This is a genomic window from Flavobacterium xylosi (assembly GCF_042787345.1).
GTDB classification, from domain to species: Bacteria; Bacteroidota; Bacteroidia; order Flavobacteriales; family Flavobacteriaceae; genus Flavobacterium; species Flavobacterium xylosi.
On the sequence record NZ_JBHZPZ010000005.1, the window covers coordinates 60,993 to 75,258 of the forward strand.

The window sequence follows — 14,266 nt, forward strand, 5'->3', positions numbered from 1 at the left end:
TTTTTATATATCTTTATTTTTTCTTAAAATAAACAAATGTCTTCCCAAGAACGATTAACCAGAGCCTACAAAGAAGCCCAAAGAATTCCTTTTGATGATCAATCAAAATTTATTCTTTTTAGTGATTGCCACAGAAGCGACAACAGTTTTGCTGATGATTTTGCAAGCAATCGAAACGTCTATTTTCATGCTATGAACCAGTATTACAATGATGGTTTTGAGTATTGTGAGTTGGGCGACGGCGATGAATTATGGGAAAACATTTTTTTTAAAACCATTTTTGAAGCGCACAAAAACGTTTATCTTTTATTAAAGAAGTTTCACGACTCCAACAGATACCATAAAATCTGGGGAAATCATGAAATGGTTTTTCGGAATAAAGAGCACGCCGATAAAACACTTACGAGTTATATAAATACCCAAAATGACAGAGTTGAACCTTTATTTACCGGAATAAAATGTCACGAAGCCATCGTTTTAGTACACCAGGAAACCAAGCAAGAACTATTTTTGACTCATGGTCACCAAGCAGATTTCATGAATTATGTAGGCTGGAAAATCAACCGTTTTATGGTTGCTGTACTATGGAAACCTTTACAAATTTGGGGAATCTCTGACCCAACGAGCCCTGCCAAGAATTATGTAGAACGTATAAAAGTGGAACTACACATAAAAAAATGGATTGAAAACAACAATAGAAAAATTACGATTGTAGGACATACACATCGCCCCAGTTTTTCGTACCCAAGTCAAAACTCAACACCTTATTTCAATGACGGAAGCTGCGTGCATCCTAGAAGCATCACCGGAATTGAAATTGTAAATGGAACAATAACATTGATAAAATGGTTTATCGACACTAAGGAGAATGGCATCCTTCAGGTTGTAAAAGAAGTACTCGAAGGCCCGACTAACCTAAAAGATTATAAATAAAAAAAGCGTCCAGTAAGATGAACGCTTTGTTTTAATTTTCCGGAGCCAATTCCAGTTCTAATCCTTCGAGGCTTTCGGTGATTGGGATTTGACAGCCCAAACGACTGTTAGATTTTACGTAGAATGCTTCTGAAAGCATCGCTTCTTCATCATCCCCCATTTCGGGTAGTGCAACATCATTAAGAACATAACATTGACAAGAAGCACACATGGCCATTCCGCCACAAGTTCCTTCTACAGGTAGTTCATAGGCTTTACATAATTCCATGATATTCATGGCCATATCTGTGGGAGCCTGTAATTCATGCACTACTCCTTCTCTGTCTTTAATTTTTATTAATACATCCATAAAATCAGCTATGAGTTATAAGTTATGAGTTATAAGTTATGAGTTGTGGGGTTTGCGTGAGGGATAAAAGCCAGCTACCGAAGTAGCGCGGATAGCCCGACCGTTTTAAGAAAAAAGGCAAATACTCGTTATATTGAGTAGCCTTTTTTCTTAAAAGGGGCACGCCCTAAACATTTATAGGATATTTACAACAGTTTCAATTTGGGGAGCAAACTTTTTGATGGTGGTTTCCACGCCGGCTCTTAGTGTCATTTGGTTCACACTGCAGCTGGTACATGCTCCTTCGAGACGCACTTTTACATGTTTGCCATCTTCGATAGAAATCAAGGTAATGTCACCGCCATCAGAGTTCAAAAAAGGTCTGATTTCTTCGAGTGCTTTTTGAACTTCTATTGTTAATTCTTCTGTTGTCATTTTCTTTATTTAAAGATTGAAAGATTAGAAAATTGAAAGATTAAAAATCATTTCAATTTTCTAATCTATTTTTTATTTACTGCTGAACAACCGGCCATAGTTGTGATTTTTACCGCTTCGGTAGCCGGCAAACTTTCGTTTCTGCTTACTACTTCACGCACTACATTACGGGTTATTTCTTCAAAAACGGTTTCGATTATTGAACCTGTTTGCATCGCTGCAGGACGACCGTAATCTCCCGCTTCACGGATTGATTGTACAATAGGCACTTCTCCAAGGAATGGAACATCTAAATCTTCTGCAAGATTTCTGGCTCCTTCTTTTCCAAAGATGTAATATTTATTTTCAGGTAATTCTTCGGGTGTGAAGTACGCCATGTTTTCAATAATTCCCAATACAGGGACATTTATTGCTTCAGACATGAACATAGAAACTCCTTTTTTAGCATCAGCCAAAGCTACTGCTTGTGGTGTACTTACAATCACAACACCTGTAATTGGCAATGACTGCACGATTGAAAGGTGAATATCGCCTGTTCCCGGTGGCAAATCGACTAACATGAAATCTAATTCTCCCCAATCAGCATCAAAAATCATTTGGTTTAATGCTTTAGAAGCCATTGGTCCTCTCCAGATTACCGCTTGACTTGGCGCTGTAAAAAATCCTATAGAAAGAATTTTTACTTCATAACTTTCAACCGGTTTCATTTTTGATTTCCCATCGACCATTATAGAGATTGGCTTTTCGCTTTCTACGTCGAACATGATTGGCATCGATGGTCCGTAAATATCGGCATCCAGAATTCCTACTGAGAAACCCATTTTTGCTAATGATACTGCTAGATTTGCAGTAACTGTAGATTTACCTACTCCTCCTTTACCAGAAGCAACTCCGATAATATTTTTTATTCCTGGAATTGATTTCCCTTTGATTTCTGGTTTGTCCGGAACCTCAACTTTACTATTGATTTTGATTTTAGCATCCGGCGACACTAGTTCAAGAATTGTTTTTTTGATATCGTCTTCAGCACGCTTTTTAATATGCATTGCCGGTGTGTGTAACACTAAATCTACTACCACCTCATCGCCAAAAGTAACTACATTTGCTATTGCACCACTCTCCACCATGTTTTTTCCTTCTCCAGCTATAGTAATCGTTTCTAAAGCTTTAAGAATCTCTTTTCTATCTAATTTCATTTTTAGTTAACTGTTTTCTATTGGTGTTTTACCACCGGAATATTATCTTTATTTAAACTGATTTCAGATTGCAAAGATACTGTGAAAAGTTCTTATTATAAAGGTTTTGCATTGCATTTATTGATGTTGGGATTGATGGCGGTTATTCATTTTTTTAAATAAATCATCAATTTTTGCAGATTAGGATATAAAGAAGGTCTTAAAATTGTATTTCAGGTTGCCAAAAGTGCTTCTCAAAATCCACGATTTGATTATCGATCACAACAATTCCCTCGTTTTCAAGTAACTGTTGCATGAGATTGGTTCCGTCAAAATGGAGTTTACCGGTAAGCAGTCCTTTTCTGTTCACTACCCGATGTGCCGGAACATCTGGCATATTGTGGGAAGCATTCATGGCCCAACCGACCATTCTGGCGGAACGGGCAGTTCCTAAAGCTTTGGCAATTGCACCATAGGAAGTGACTTTTCCGTAAGGAATTTGTCTGGCGATGGTGTATACTCTTTCGAAAAAATTATCTTCGGACATGAATTTGAATCTAATAAAAAATGGCGACCACTAAACTATCTTAGGTTTTAGGACTAGAAAGCACTTAAATAATGCTTTATAATATTGATCAAAGTGACAACCGCAATCAATCCGGTTATACTACCAATAATGGTATTCATATTTCTCATGAGATAATCGGCTTTGTTTTGTATTTTTCCAAAAAAGGCGATGTAACAATAGAAAACTAAAAAAGCTCCCAAAACAACCCCATTCACAAAAATAAAAACAAAAGAGGTGTCGAAAGAAAACAAGTTATATGACGATAACGTAATGCTTACCAAAACATAATACGGAATCGGAAAAAAATTAAGTGCAGAAAGCAGCATCCCTAGAAAAAAACGAGAACTCTTACTCTGTTTCTTTATACTTCCTTTTATCTTCTTCGGCTTTTTGGCTATCAAAAGAAAATAAATGGTTAAACCGGAGAATACCACACAACCAATTTCGCGCAATAAAAGCACCAAATCAGGACGGTCATTAATAAATCTGGCAAAAAGAATAGCGAGATACGCTTGAAAAAATATTATAATTATTGCACCAAAAACAAACCATAAAGCACTTTTCTTTCCTTCTTTTAAGTTTACCTTCGCAGCTGTCATATTAAGCAACCCCGGTGGAGTAATCCCTATAAAAGCGGTGATAAAACCGGAAAGTAAAGATATAATTAGACTCATGGACAATGTATCAGCATTCAAAAAAAGACAAAAAATTCAGGTAAAAAAATAAAACTATTCTTTAATTTTAAATCGAATATACGTAATTGCTTTGTTAACTTCCAAATATTGTTTTTCGTAAAAAGTCTGAAAAGCAGTTACTTCCTCCGGACTTCCTTCATTTACGTATACATTATGATTGGCATACAAAACCTCGTGTCCTTCACCGTGAAGCAAACCAAGTGTATAACCATGCATGAATTCGCTATCGGTTTTAAGGTTTACAACACCGTCTTTTTTGAGTACTTTTTTATACAACTGCAAAAACTCGGAATTGGTCATTCTGTGTTTTGTTCGTTTGTATTTTATTTGCGGATCTGGAAACGTAATCCAAATTTCATCCACTTCATTTTCGGCAAAAATATGGTTGATTAATTCGATTTGAGTTCGAATGAAGGCTACATTATGCAAACCTGTTTCAACGGCTGTTTTGGCACCACGCCAAAAACGCGCTCCTTTGATATCAATCCCTACAAAGTTTTTATTAGGATATCTTTCAGCAAGACCCACGGAATATTCCCCTTTTCCACAACCCAATTCCAACACCAATGGATTATCGTTTTTGAAAAATTCAGCATTCCATTTCCCTTTAAGCGGAAACAAATCACCCACTACTTCTTCTCTTGTTGGTTGAAAAACGTTTTCGAATGTTTCGTTTTCCTTGAATCTCTTTAGTTTATTTTTACTTCCCACGCTTTTATAAATATTTCGGCAAAATTAATGAATTATATAAGACCGAAAGCCGTAGCGAAGAAAAATTAATAAAGACCCATTTATTAGACTATTTTTTTATTCCAAAAAAAATAATCCAACACCTTTATCAGACAGTTCAATCGACTTTTAAGAAATCTTGTGACTGTACACTTATTTATTGCCTTGCCTTTTTTTCAAAAAGGCTTCTTCGATCGGTGTTTTTATTTTCACCACCTCGTTTGTATTATCATTTGGTATGGTCATAGACAAAACATAGTGTTTTATTTTCCATTCGGCACCTATTTTTACCAAAACGCCTGAACCCCGGCAAATCTTCATTTGGGTATTCAACAATTCGTCAAACCAAGCTGTTCTCCCCGTTTCATCAAAATAAACATGACGCTCTACTGCTGTAAAATTCCATGCTTTTCCTTTATCAAAAAAAGGCTTGGCGAAAGCCTGAAATTCCGTTTTATTCCAATTTTCTGTGGCATCAGTGCCAATAAAAATAGCATCCTCTGACATTAAATTAAAATAATCGTTATAATTCGCTTCGGCAGCCGCATTATGCCAGGCATCAAGGGTTGAATTGATGTTTTCTTTTAAAATTGTTTGCTTCTCCATCATGCTTTTGCATCCGGATAAAATTAAAACCATAAGGACAGCCAGTATTTTTTTCATTTGTTTTAGGTATTTATTTATGGTTTTTATTTCACCTGATTTTTATTTTTCGATATACGTCAATGGCCATTAAATGCAATAAAAAATTCATGCGTACTCCTTTACGATTTAAAATAAAGGTAGCTAAAAACATTAGGTTATGGAATTAATAATACCAAAACTGGTTAGAATACTGCTTTCGAGCGCACAAACCGGCTTTCGCATTCTTGGCAACTCCTTCCGATTGAGCCGTATTTTTAAACCTAAATTTTGTTATTTCTTAGAAATTAATTCGCTTCAATTAGTAATAATTCGGTTATATTTTTTCAGCTATTGCCGTACCAAAACAACGCGAACCTGCACAATCAGTAACCTGCTTGGTTTTTATTTTACTATTGGGAACACGGTTATACCGCCATACTTTTTCCTTTAGAAGGTTTGAATTTTCAACACAAGTGCACAGCGGCCACTATTTTACATTTTACAGTCTATTTATTTCATAATTTTTGGATTTACAAACATTTATCAGACAAAAATTTTCGAATTAAAAAATAAATATAAAATTCAAATAATTGATAAACAAGTAGTTACTTGCATTTTTCTATTGATTTTCAAACAAAAAACAAAAACAGTGCATACAGTCCAAAAAATGCTCTCCTTTCAAAACAGGTATTTCAACACTTGATTTCACGTACTTTTGTATCGCCCTAAATGAATTATTACGCTTTAAAGTTTAACCTATGAGAAAGTTACCATTCCCAATTATAATTATTGTTATGACATTTTTGTTTTTAACGGTTTCCTGTAAAAAGCAGGAAAAAAAAGAAGTCGAAGAAAGCAAAATCTCTCTTGAAACTCCTTTTGACAGTACTTTGGTAAAAACATTTTTTGTTAATCATCCAAAACTACAAAAATACCAAGCCGATGTGGAGAAGTTATATCGCAAACATCGATTTCATTATGTTTGGTATGATGATAACGGAATTAACGATTTTGGTAATCTATTATATGACAAGATTAATAATCTTGAAGAAGAAGGTGTGCAGGTCGATGTTCCTTATAAAAAACAACTGGCCGATATCTACGAAGATCCAGATAATGATCAAAAGCCGGATGTTGATACGGAACTGCTAAGTTCTTCTCTTTACTTTTTTTATGCTGACAAAGTATTTCACGGTATATCTGCCAATAAAATGAAGGATCTTGAATGGTATCTTCCAAGAAAAAAACAATCCTATGTTAGTTATCTGGATTCACTTTTAATCGAACCTAACTTAATTAACAAAGATGAGAAAGGTGTCTTAAGTCAATATTACCTTCTTAAAGACGTGTTGCAAAAATACCGTGAAATAGAAAAAAAGGGCGGGTGGAAAACCATAGCCATTGATCCAAATGTAAAATCGTATAAACCGGGTGACAATTCTAAAATAATTGCACAAATCAGACAACGTTTATTCGTTACGGGCGATATCTCAAGAGATTCAAAAAGTACAGTTTATGATGATGCATTAGCTGATGGAATTTTGAAATACAAAATGAGAAGTGGCAACACTCCAGATAAAATTATTTTGCCAGCACACATCAAAGACATGAATGTTTCTGTTGCGCAGCGCATCAAAACAATTACGGTTAATATGGAACGCTGTCGATGGATTTCCAATGACATCACTAAATCACCTGAATATATAGTTGTCAATATCCCTGCTTATGAGCTAACTTATTTCAACAATGGAAAACCGGAGTTACGTTCTAAAGTCGTAGTTGGAAAAGCCTTAAACAAAACGGTAGTCTTTAGTGCTGTAATGAAATTTATAGCCTTTAGTCCGTATTGGAATGTACCGACGAGTATTTTGAAAAAAGAGATACTTCCTGCGATTGAAGAAAACGAAAACTATTTAGCTGAAAACAATATGGAATGGAACGGCAAAGATGTGAGACAAAAACCAGGAGGTGATAATTCTTTGGGTAAAGTGAAATTTTTGTTTCCAAATTCCAATAATATTTATTTGCACGATACACCCTCCAAAAGTTTATTCAACAGCGAAGACCGAGCATTTAGTCATGGTTGCATCCGAGTTGCTAAACCAAAAGACTTGGCGAATATCATTTTAAAAAATGATCCAAACTGGACTCCTGAAAAGATTGATGCCGCGATGAATAGTGACACGGAGACCATGTATACACTCAAAAACAAAATCCCGGTTTATATTGGTTATTTCACTTCTTGGGTAGATGACAAAGGAATCATTCATTTTTATGAAGATATCTACAATAGAGACGAACGATTAGCTTCCCTGATATTCGCGAAATAGACGCTCTGTTGAAATCGTAAAAAATTAATATTCCACGAAAAAATGACACTATCTTTTTTAAGAGATAATGTCATTTTTTTTATGGCTTCCAAAAAGGGAATTCTTTAGTGTGCTTTCATTTTATCAAAAGTGGTCCCCAATACTTTTTTCATCTTCTCTAACGAACCTTGAAAAGCTTTCTCAGTAGTATCAGCATGATTGGTGACTACTATAGGCTGCATATTTGCGGCACGAACTTCTATAAGACATCGTTTGTCATTAAGACCCGTCTTATCACTATTCTCATCTCCAAGATGCACTTCAAGACGAGTGATTTTATCTTCAAAACGAGCCAGTACTTTTTCCAATTCGGCAGAAAAATAAGCTTCCAATCGTTCGTGTCCTTCAATATTTTTGTCCGTGTTGATTTGAATTTTCATATTTATTTTATGTTTAGTATTGATTCTCAAATTTAACCATAGTGCGGTAAAAACAATAGTAATTAGTAAAACCTTGTGAAATCAAAAACCCTATTTATAGCATAAAACCTAATAATCAGGCAGTGGCAGTCCCTATTCATTTATTAATATATTCTTAAAAAAGACAAACAATTGGGGATATACTTTATACTGAGTATATATTTTTTTACCTTTATATATATAATTGTACTATGAGAAAATATGTTTTATCCATCGTAGTAATTGTATGTGGAGTGTCAGTTACTACAATTTACCATAACCGCAATGAGAATCTAACGGTTAAAGTATTTTCTATTGCCAAAAATATTCAGGAATACACTCTTGGAAAACCCGGAATCACTGTCAACAAGGACATAATTACTGGCTTCTTTACTAAATTTCCCGAATTAAAAAAATACCAATCTGATGTTACGGCTGTATACAAAAAACGGAATTACAAATCCATTTGGTACGAGGACAAGAAAATAATTGAATTAGCCCGTATGTTATATGCTGAAGTTAATCAATTGGAGCAAGAAGGTATTGACTCTAACTTTCCCTGTGAAGATAAAATTGACGGAATATTCGACACAAAATCTATAGCAGCGAATCTATCCGAAACCGATACAGAACTACTGCTGTCCTCTATGTATGTGTTTTATGCCAAAAAAGTGTTCTTTGGAATTGACACTCAAAAAATCATGGAAATTGGATGGTTTTTACCAACGAAAAATCGCTATTATGAGAATTTACTGGATTCCTTGTTAGCTAATCCCCATTCATTGAACCAAAACAACAAAAACATGTTGGGACAATATTATAAACTCCGCGACTTTTTAAAAACATACCGCCAAATAGAAAAAAACGGCACCTGGAATCCCATAGCCACAGACACTGCTGTAAAATTATACAAACCCAGCGACAGCTCAAAAACCATAGGCCAAATTAGACAGCGACTTACTGTTACTGGAGATTTAAAACAGGATTCCAAAAGTAATGTGTACGATAATGAGTTAATGGCCGGAATATTGAATTACAAAAAACGGAATGGCTATCAACCGAATTATCTGATTACCAATTGGCAAGTTCAACGAATGAATTTACCGATCCAAAAATACATTCAATCGATTACGGTAAATATGGAACGTTGCCGATGGATTGATCCTGAGTTGACAAATGCCAATGAAGTTATATTTATAAATATTCCTGCATTCCAACTGATTTATATTAAAAATGGAAAGAAAGAATTAGAGTCCAATTTGTTGGTAGGTAAAAACATAACGGAGACAGTGGTTTTCAGCAGTTACATCACTTCAATTGTTTTTAGCCCGTATTGGAATATTCCCCAAAGCATTGTCGAAAACGAATTATCAATAGCACTTTTTGCAGACAAAGACTATTTGGCTAAGCATAACATGGAATCAAACAAGGGCAAAGTCAGACAAAAACCTGGAGGAAAAAATCCAATGGGACTGGTTAAATTTATGTTTCCGAATTCTAATGATATTTATTTACACGACACCCCATCCAAAAGTTTATTTGAATTCAACTACCGTGCCTTAAGCCACGGCTGCATCAATATGGACAAGGGCAAGGACTTAGCCCAATTGCTATTAAAAAAAGACCCTCAATGGCCCGTAGAGCGTATAGCCGACGCCATGAAAGGGGAGAAAGAAACCACTTATAGGCTAAAAAATAAGATTCCCATTTACATCGGCTATTTTACCACTTGGGTAGATGACAAAGGAAACATTCATTTTTATGAGGATATTTACAACAAAGACGAAAAATTAGCTTCTTTAGTATCCGAGGAATAGATTGTGACGAGATATTTATTGAAATCATGCAAATCAACCCCCGTTTATTGTCAATAATCCAATTTACAGCGCATTAAATTATTTTCATTTGTTTTTTAACTATCTTTAATATACTAAAATCTTAAAGATAAGTACTATGAATTTCTAACGCTCCTCTTTTAGAACTCTTTTTTTATTATTGTGTTCTATTCTGATTTTTGGTGCGTTCACTAATTTTCGCATAGATGCGAAGGCGCAAAGAATGAAAACGTAAAACAAGGCAGCTTTGCGAGATGATTACAAACAAATTTAGATAGTAAATTAATTTAGTCGGACACTAATGAATAAAAATCAATAAAATGAAATTAGACAAAAAATTAATTCTTGCATTCCTATTAGCATTTACGGTTTCAAAATCACTTTTTGCTCAAAGAGCTGATAATATCATTTCTAACAACAACAATTCGTTGGGATTGTGGTTATTACTAATTATTATTGTTGTGCCAGCTGTTGTTTTCATTGGCGTGTTATATCTCAAATTCAAAGACCAAGTTACAGAAAATGAGGAATGGAAAAAATTGAACAACGAAACCCACTTTTCTGACTATTTGAAAAATTTAAGTAAAAATCAAATTCATAAATTTATAAATCTGAAAAACTCCAAAAAGCTGAAAGACAATAATTCTAAAATCATAAAAACAATTGCGTTTTTATTTTTTTCAGCTAATCTTTTTGCACAAAATCCGAGTAATCCAAAAGATAATTTTTTTAGCCAACCTGGAATTATTATCACTGTAATCATCGTTTTAATTCCGATTTTACTAGCTGTTATTTTTGCAATGGTAAAAGCGAACAATGCTGTTAAAACCTATATTAATAAAGGAAAAATAGCTGAAGCACAAGAATTTGCTGCGCATATTGAAGCATTAGATAATCAGGAAATAGAAGAAAATTTAGTAAAAAGAGAAAATGCGTTGGATTTTAATTTATCGAATAACGAACTTTCAGGAACCGAAAAGGCTGAGGACAAAATTGGAATACTAAACAATATTCGAGAAAAACATGAAACACATTTTACCTCTCTAAAAAAGAAAGCTGTTCGAAAACCAAGTCTGGAACCCAATATTGCCAAACTAATTATATGGTATTTTGGTTGTGCCACTTTTTGGTTGGTTGTTGGAACTGGAATTGGCGAATATTTAGGAATAAAATTTGTCGCTCCAGATATCGATCACACCAGTTGGTTGAGTTTCGGAAGATTGCGTCCTGTTCATACCAACATCGTTTTTTGGGGTTGGGCATCAATAGGAATGATAGGTTTAGGATATTATGTGGTGCCAATAGTTAGTAATGCCAAAATTTACAGCATAAAATGGGGTTGGATTGCACTAGTATTGACCAATTTAATGGTAATTCTGGGTACAATCTGCTTGATGTCTGGAATAAATAACGGAGGTGGTGAATTCCGAGAATACATTTGGCCAGTGATGGCGTTTTTTGCCGTAGCATTAATTTTAACGTTAGCCAACTTTATAATGACGGTTGCCAATCGAACAACTAAAGAAATTTATATTTCAAATTGGTACATTGTTTCTGCAATAATTTTTACCATAATTGTAGCGTTAACTGCTTACCTACCGTTTTGGCAAGATGGCGTTTCCGAAACTATTGTTCAAGGTTATTTTATGCATTCAGGTGTGGGAATGTGGTTTACACTCTATACTTTAGGGTTATTGTATTACTTTATTCCGCAGCAAATTAACAAACCCATTTACGCCTACAGTTTAGGGATTTTAGCCTTTTGGACACAAATCATTTTCTATACTATAATAGGAACGCATCATTTTGTTTTTGCGCCAATTGCTTGGTGGTTGCAAACGGTTGCTATAGTCGGAAGTGCCGGAATGATTATTCCAGTTGTTGCTGGAACTATAAATTTTTCGATGACTTTTAAAGGAAATTGGCACAAAGTAACCACAAGCTACACCTTACCATTCTTTCTCCTTGCCGTTATTTATTATTTTTTGGTTTCAATGCAAGGAACAGCCGAAGCTTTTAAATTTACTAATTTACTTTGGCATTTCACCGATTTTACAGTTGCTCATGCCCATTTAGGATTTTACGGAATAATAACTTTTACCCTCTGGGGTGGCATATATGTAGTGGTTCCCAGACTTACAGGAAAAGAACCACCTCAACATTTAGTTGGTGTACATTTTTGGCTGGCATTTATAGGATTGTTGTTTTATTCCGTTCCATTATCTATTGGCGCCACTTTGCGAGGTTTGATGTGGATGGAAGGAAAACCATTTATCGACAGTGTCGTGCTAATGTTTGACTTTTGGGTTTGGCGTGCTATAGGTGGAAGTTTGATGTTTATCTCGCATTTAATTTTCGCATATAATTTTTATCGAATGACCACAAAAGAACTCGAAGAAGTGGATGTAAAAGAAGAAGCGTTCAAAATTTTAGAACAACAAACAACCTAATTTATAGCTATGAATATTTTCAACAATCATAAAAGATTATACATCACAGCAGGACTTTTGTTTGCGTTGCTAACCTATTTGACTGTAATTGTGCCAGCGTTTCAAAACCAATATTCTAACTTGCCTTTGCCCGGAACAAAACCGCTTAGTGGCGATGCCAAAGCAGGAAAACTTATTTATATCGCCGAGGGTTGTGTAGGCTGTCACTCACAACAAGTTCGAAATGTAGAAATGGATAAAATGTTTGGAAGTCGTCCCGGAATGGCTTCCGATTATGCCAACATTGGTCGAACCAGTATTTGGCAAAACACCGCTACGCTTATGGGAACCGAACGAACGGGGCCAGATTTGACTGATGTCGGAAACCGTCAAGCCAGTAAAGATTGGAATTTAATGCACTTGTACCAACCACGAAGCGTGGTCAAACAATCCATTATGCCTTCCTATAAATGGCTTTTTGAAATGAAATTAAAACCTTCCAAAAATGATGTAATAGTAAGTATGCCCGCGGAATTTTTGAATGGTAAAGCCGGAAAATTGGTCGCAAAGAAAGAAGCATTGCAACTGGTCGCTTACATTCTATCACTTAAACAAACCCCCTTACCAACTGGAACTGTTCCACAAGAATTTTTATACAAAAAAGCGGTTGGCGAAATCCCCAGTTCAAAACTTAAAGATAAAACCGTTGACGGAAAAGCACTTTATGAAGCCAATTGTGTTGCCTGTCATCAAGCCAACGGCGAAGGTTTGAAAGGCGCTTTTCCGCCGTTGAAAGGAAGTGCTGTTGTAACGGGTGAAAATTTAGAATTGTATGTCGATATTATTATGAATGGCTACGACGCCAGAGCCGATTATGGCGTGATGGCTGCGGTGGGAACCAATATGAATTTCACCGAATTCGATGTGGCAGCAATCATCAATTACGAACGAAATTCATGGGGAAACAAGGACAAAGAAGTTACTCCCGAAGAAATAAAAAAAATAATGGATTTTATAAAAATTAAAGTTTCGGCTGAAAATAAATAAAATGAAAAAAGCAATCCCATTTTTGTCTCTCCTCGTTTTCCACATCGCAGCATTTGCTTGTCCCGTCTGCGAACGAAACCAACCCAAAGTTCTAAAGGGAATTGTTCACGGTGCCGGACCTGATAGTAATTGGGATTATGTTAGCATTGTTATTACTATGGCTATTGCGCTTTTTGCACTCATTTTTTCTATAAAATGGCTCTGGAAACCTAATGAAAACAATAAAGATCATATTAAATATTCAATCTTTAAATAAATCAAAATGAAAAATAACAGTTCAGTTTTTATATTTTTAGATGAAGAAACCCAACCATTTGGTGAATTTTATGTACCCATAAATTTTGAATTAGATACCACGAAATTAGTCGATGGCGATCACGTTTTGAAAATTGTGAGCAAAGATCCAAACGGTAAAGAAGGCATCCGAAAAATTCCGTTTTTTGTTCGAAATGGTCCATCAATAGCAGTCGAAGGTATTGCCGAAAATGATATTGTTGATGGTGTAATTCCGATAATGATAAATGCATATGGGAAAGGGGATCAAAAACAATTTTTGATTGAAGGAAGTGAAACACCACAGTCAACACCTGCTTGGTTTTGGGCAATAATTATTGGCTTTATTGGTTTTGCTATTTATTATTTTACGGTTGAAATGACAAGAGGAATTTAGTTTACAATATCATTTTTGGCAACACGTTTTA

15 protein-coding genes are annotated in these 14,266 nt (G+C 35.1%); 7 read left to right on the forward strand and 8 right to left on the reverse strand.

Going from position 1 to position 14,266, the window contains the following annotated elements; genetic code table 11:
• Positions 1-36 precede the first annotated feature (36 nt).
• On the forward strand, positions 37-933 hold the full coding sequence (locus ACFX5E_RS05530; protein WP_379854187.1) for a serine/threonine protein phosphatase: 897 nt from the start codon (positions 37-39) through the stop codon (positions 931-933).
• A 31-nt stretch (positions 934-964) separates the two neighbouring features.
• On the opposite strand, the gene ACFX5E_RS05535 is transcribed toward ACFX5E_RS05530, so the two are convergent.
• The 7 genes from ACFX5E_RS05535 to ACFX5E_RS05565 all read right to left on the reverse strand — a co-directional run bounded on the left by ACFX5E_RS05535 (position 965) and on the right by ACFX5E_RS05565 (position 5,526).
• A complete protein-coding gene (locus ACFX5E_RS05535) occupies positions 965-1,282 on the reverse strand; it encodes a 2Fe-2S iron-sulfur cluster-binding family protein (protein ID WP_035668621.1) in 318 nt (105 codons plus the stop codon).
• 174 nt (positions 1,283-1,456) lie between these two features.
• A complete protein-coding gene (locus ACFX5E_RS05540; RefSeq protein WP_165152410.1) occupies positions 1,457-1,696 on the reverse strand; it encodes a NifU family protein in 240 nt (79 codons plus the stop codon).
• Positions 1,697-1,761: 65 nt separating this feature from the next.
• Positions 1,762-2,892: an Mrp/NBP35 family ATP-binding protein gene (locus ACFX5E_RS05545; RefSeq protein ID WP_379854188.1), complete on the reverse strand. Its 1,131-nt coding sequence runs from the start codon at positions 2,890-2,892 to the stop codon at positions 1,762-1,764.
• 199 nt (positions 2,893-3,091) lie between these two features.
• Positions 3,092-3,418, reverse strand: coding sequence for an MGMT family protein (locus tag ACFX5E_RS05550; protein WP_379854189.1), 327 nt, complete (start codon positions 3,416-3,418; stop codon positions 3,092-3,094).
• 53 nt (positions 3,419-3,471) lie between these two features.
• Positions 3,472-4,113 carry a LysE family transporter gene (locus ACFX5E_RS05555; protein WP_379854191.1) on the reverse strand — a complete coding sequence of 214 codons (642 nt, stop codon included), beginning with the start codon at positions 4,111-4,113 and terminating at the stop codon, positions 3,472-3,474.
• Between the two features lie 54 nt (positions 4,114-4,167).
• On the reverse strand, positions 4,168-4,845 hold the full coding sequence (trmB, locus tag ACFX5E_RS05560; RefSeq protein WP_379854192.1) for a tRNA (guanosine(46)-N7)-methyltransferase TrmB: 678 nt from the start codon (positions 4,843-4,845) through the stop codon (positions 4,168-4,170).
• Positions 4,846-5,016: 171 nt separating this feature from the next.
• Positions 5,017-5,526: a nuclear transport factor 2 family protein gene (locus tag ACFX5E_RS05565; RefSeq protein ID WP_379854193.1), complete on the reverse strand. Its 510-nt coding sequence runs from the start codon at positions 5,524-5,526 to the stop codon at positions 5,017-5,019.
• Between the two features lie 719 nt (positions 5,527-6,245).
• Here ACFX5E_RS05565 and ACFX5E_RS05570 point away from each other — a divergent pair.
• Positions 6,246-7,817, forward strand: a complete 1,572-nt coding sequence (locus tag ACFX5E_RS05570; protein ID WP_379854194.1) for a L,D-transpeptidase family protein — start codon at positions 6,246-6,248, stop codon at positions 7,815-7,817.
• Positions 7,818-7,921: 104 nt separating this feature from the next.
• On the opposite strand, the gene ACFX5E_RS05575 is transcribed toward ACFX5E_RS05570, so the two are convergent.
• The gene (locus ACFX5E_RS05575; RefSeq protein WP_379854195.1) at positions 7,922-8,236 is read right to left on the reverse strand and encodes an HPF/RaiA family ribosome-associated protein; all 315 of its coding nucleotides are present in this window, start codon (positions 8,234-8,236) and stop codon (positions 7,922-7,924) included.
• Positions 8,237-8,466: 230 nt separating this feature from the next.
• Here ACFX5E_RS05575 and ACFX5E_RS05580 point away from each other — a divergent pair, with 230 nt between their 5' ends.
• The 5 genes from ACFX5E_RS05580 (at position 8,467) to ACFX5E_RS05600 (ending at position 14,235) form a co-directional block, all read left to right on the forward strand.
• Entirely contained in the window at positions 8,467-10,071 is a 1,605-nt protein-coding gene (locus ACFX5E_RS05580) for a L,D-transpeptidase family protein (RefSeq protein WP_379854196.1), read from the forward strand.
• Positions 10,072-10,409: 338 nt separating this feature from the next.
• Complete coding sequence (locus ACFX5E_RS05585) at positions 10,410-12,539, forward strand: cbb3-type cytochrome c oxidase subunit I (RefSeq protein WP_379854197.1); 2,130 nt, start codon at positions 10,410-10,412, stop codon at positions 12,537-12,539.
• A 9-nt stretch (positions 12,540-12,548) separates the two neighbouring features.
• A complete protein-coding gene (locus tag ACFX5E_RS05590) occupies positions 12,549-13,565 on the forward strand; it encodes a cytochrome c (protein ID WP_379854198.1) in 1,017 nt (338 codons plus the stop codon).
• Position 13,566: 1 nt separating this feature from the next.
• Positions 13,567-13,821 (forward strand): hypothetical protein, encoded by a 255-nt coding sequence (locus ACFX5E_RS05595; RefSeq protein ID WP_379854199.1) that lies wholly within the window; start codon positions 13,567-13,569, stop codon positions 13,819-13,821.
• Positions 13,822-13,827: 6 nt separating this feature from the next.
• Positions 13,828-14,235, forward strand: a complete 408-nt coding sequence (locus ACFX5E_RS05600) for a cytochrome C (protein WP_379854200.1) — start codon at positions 13,828-13,830, stop codon at positions 14,233-14,235.
• Positions 14,236-14,266 lie beyond the last annotated feature (31 nt).

What these genes read in the sequence shown, in the direction of transcription:
- ACFX5E_RS05530 (WP_379854187.1), top strand. Translation starts at nt 37, where the DNA reads ATGTCTTCCCAAGAACGATTAACCAGAGCCTACAAAGAAGCCCAAAGA.
- ACFX5E_RS05535 (WP_035668621.1), bottom strand. Translation starts at nt 1,282, where the DNA reads ATGGATGTATTAATAAAAATTAAAGACAGAGAAGGAGTAGTGCATGAA.
- ACFX5E_RS05540 (WP_165152410.1), bottom strand. Translation starts at nt 1,696, where the DNA reads ATGACAACAGAAGAATTAACAATAGAAGTTCAAAAAGCACTCGAAGAA.
- ACFX5E_RS05545 (WP_379854188.1), bottom strand. Translation starts at nt 2,892, where the DNA reads ATGAAATTAGATAGAAAAGAGATTCTTAAAGCTTTAGAAACGATTACT.
- ACFX5E_RS05550 (WP_379854189.1), bottom strand. Translation starts at nt 3,418, where the DNA reads ATGTCCGAAGATAATTTTTTCGAAAGAGTATACACCATCGCCAGACAA.
- ACFX5E_RS05555 (WP_379854191.1), bottom strand. Translation starts at nt 4,113, where the DNA reads ATGAGTCTAATTATATCTTTACTTTCCGGTTTTATCACCGCTTTTATA.
- ACFX5E_RS05565 (WP_379854193.1), bottom strand. Translation starts at nt 5,526, where the DNA reads ATGAAAAAAATACTGGCTGTCCTTATGGTTTTAATTTTATCCGGATGC.
- ACFX5E_RS05570 (WP_379854194.1), top strand. Translation starts at nt 6,246, where the DNA reads ATGAGAAAGTTACCATTCCCAATTATAATTATTGTTATGACATTTTTG.
- ACFX5E_RS05575 (WP_379854195.1), bottom strand. Translation starts at nt 8,236, where the DNA reads ATGAAAATTCAAATCAACACGGACAAAAATATTGAAGGACACGAACGA.
- ACFX5E_RS05580 (WP_379854196.1), top strand. Translation starts at nt 8,467, where the DNA reads ATGAGAAAATATGTTTTATCCATCGTAGTAATTGTATGTGGAGTGTCA.
- ACFX5E_RS05585 (WP_379854197.1), top strand. Translation starts at nt 10,410, where the DNA reads ATGAAATTAGACAAAAAATTAATTCTTGCATTCCTATTAGCATTTACG.
- ACFX5E_RS05590 (WP_379854198.1), top strand. Translation starts at nt 12,549, where the DNA reads ATGAATATTTTCAACAATCATAAAAGATTATACATCACAGCAGGACTT.
- ACFX5E_RS05595 (WP_379854199.1), top strand. Translation starts at nt 13,567, where the DNA reads ATGAAAAAAGCAATCCCATTTTTGTCTCTCCTCGTTTTCCACATCGCA.
- ACFX5E_RS05600 (WP_379854200.1), top strand. Translation starts at nt 13,828, where the DNA reads ATGAAAAATAACAGTTCAGTTTTTATATTTTTAGATGAAGAAACCCAA.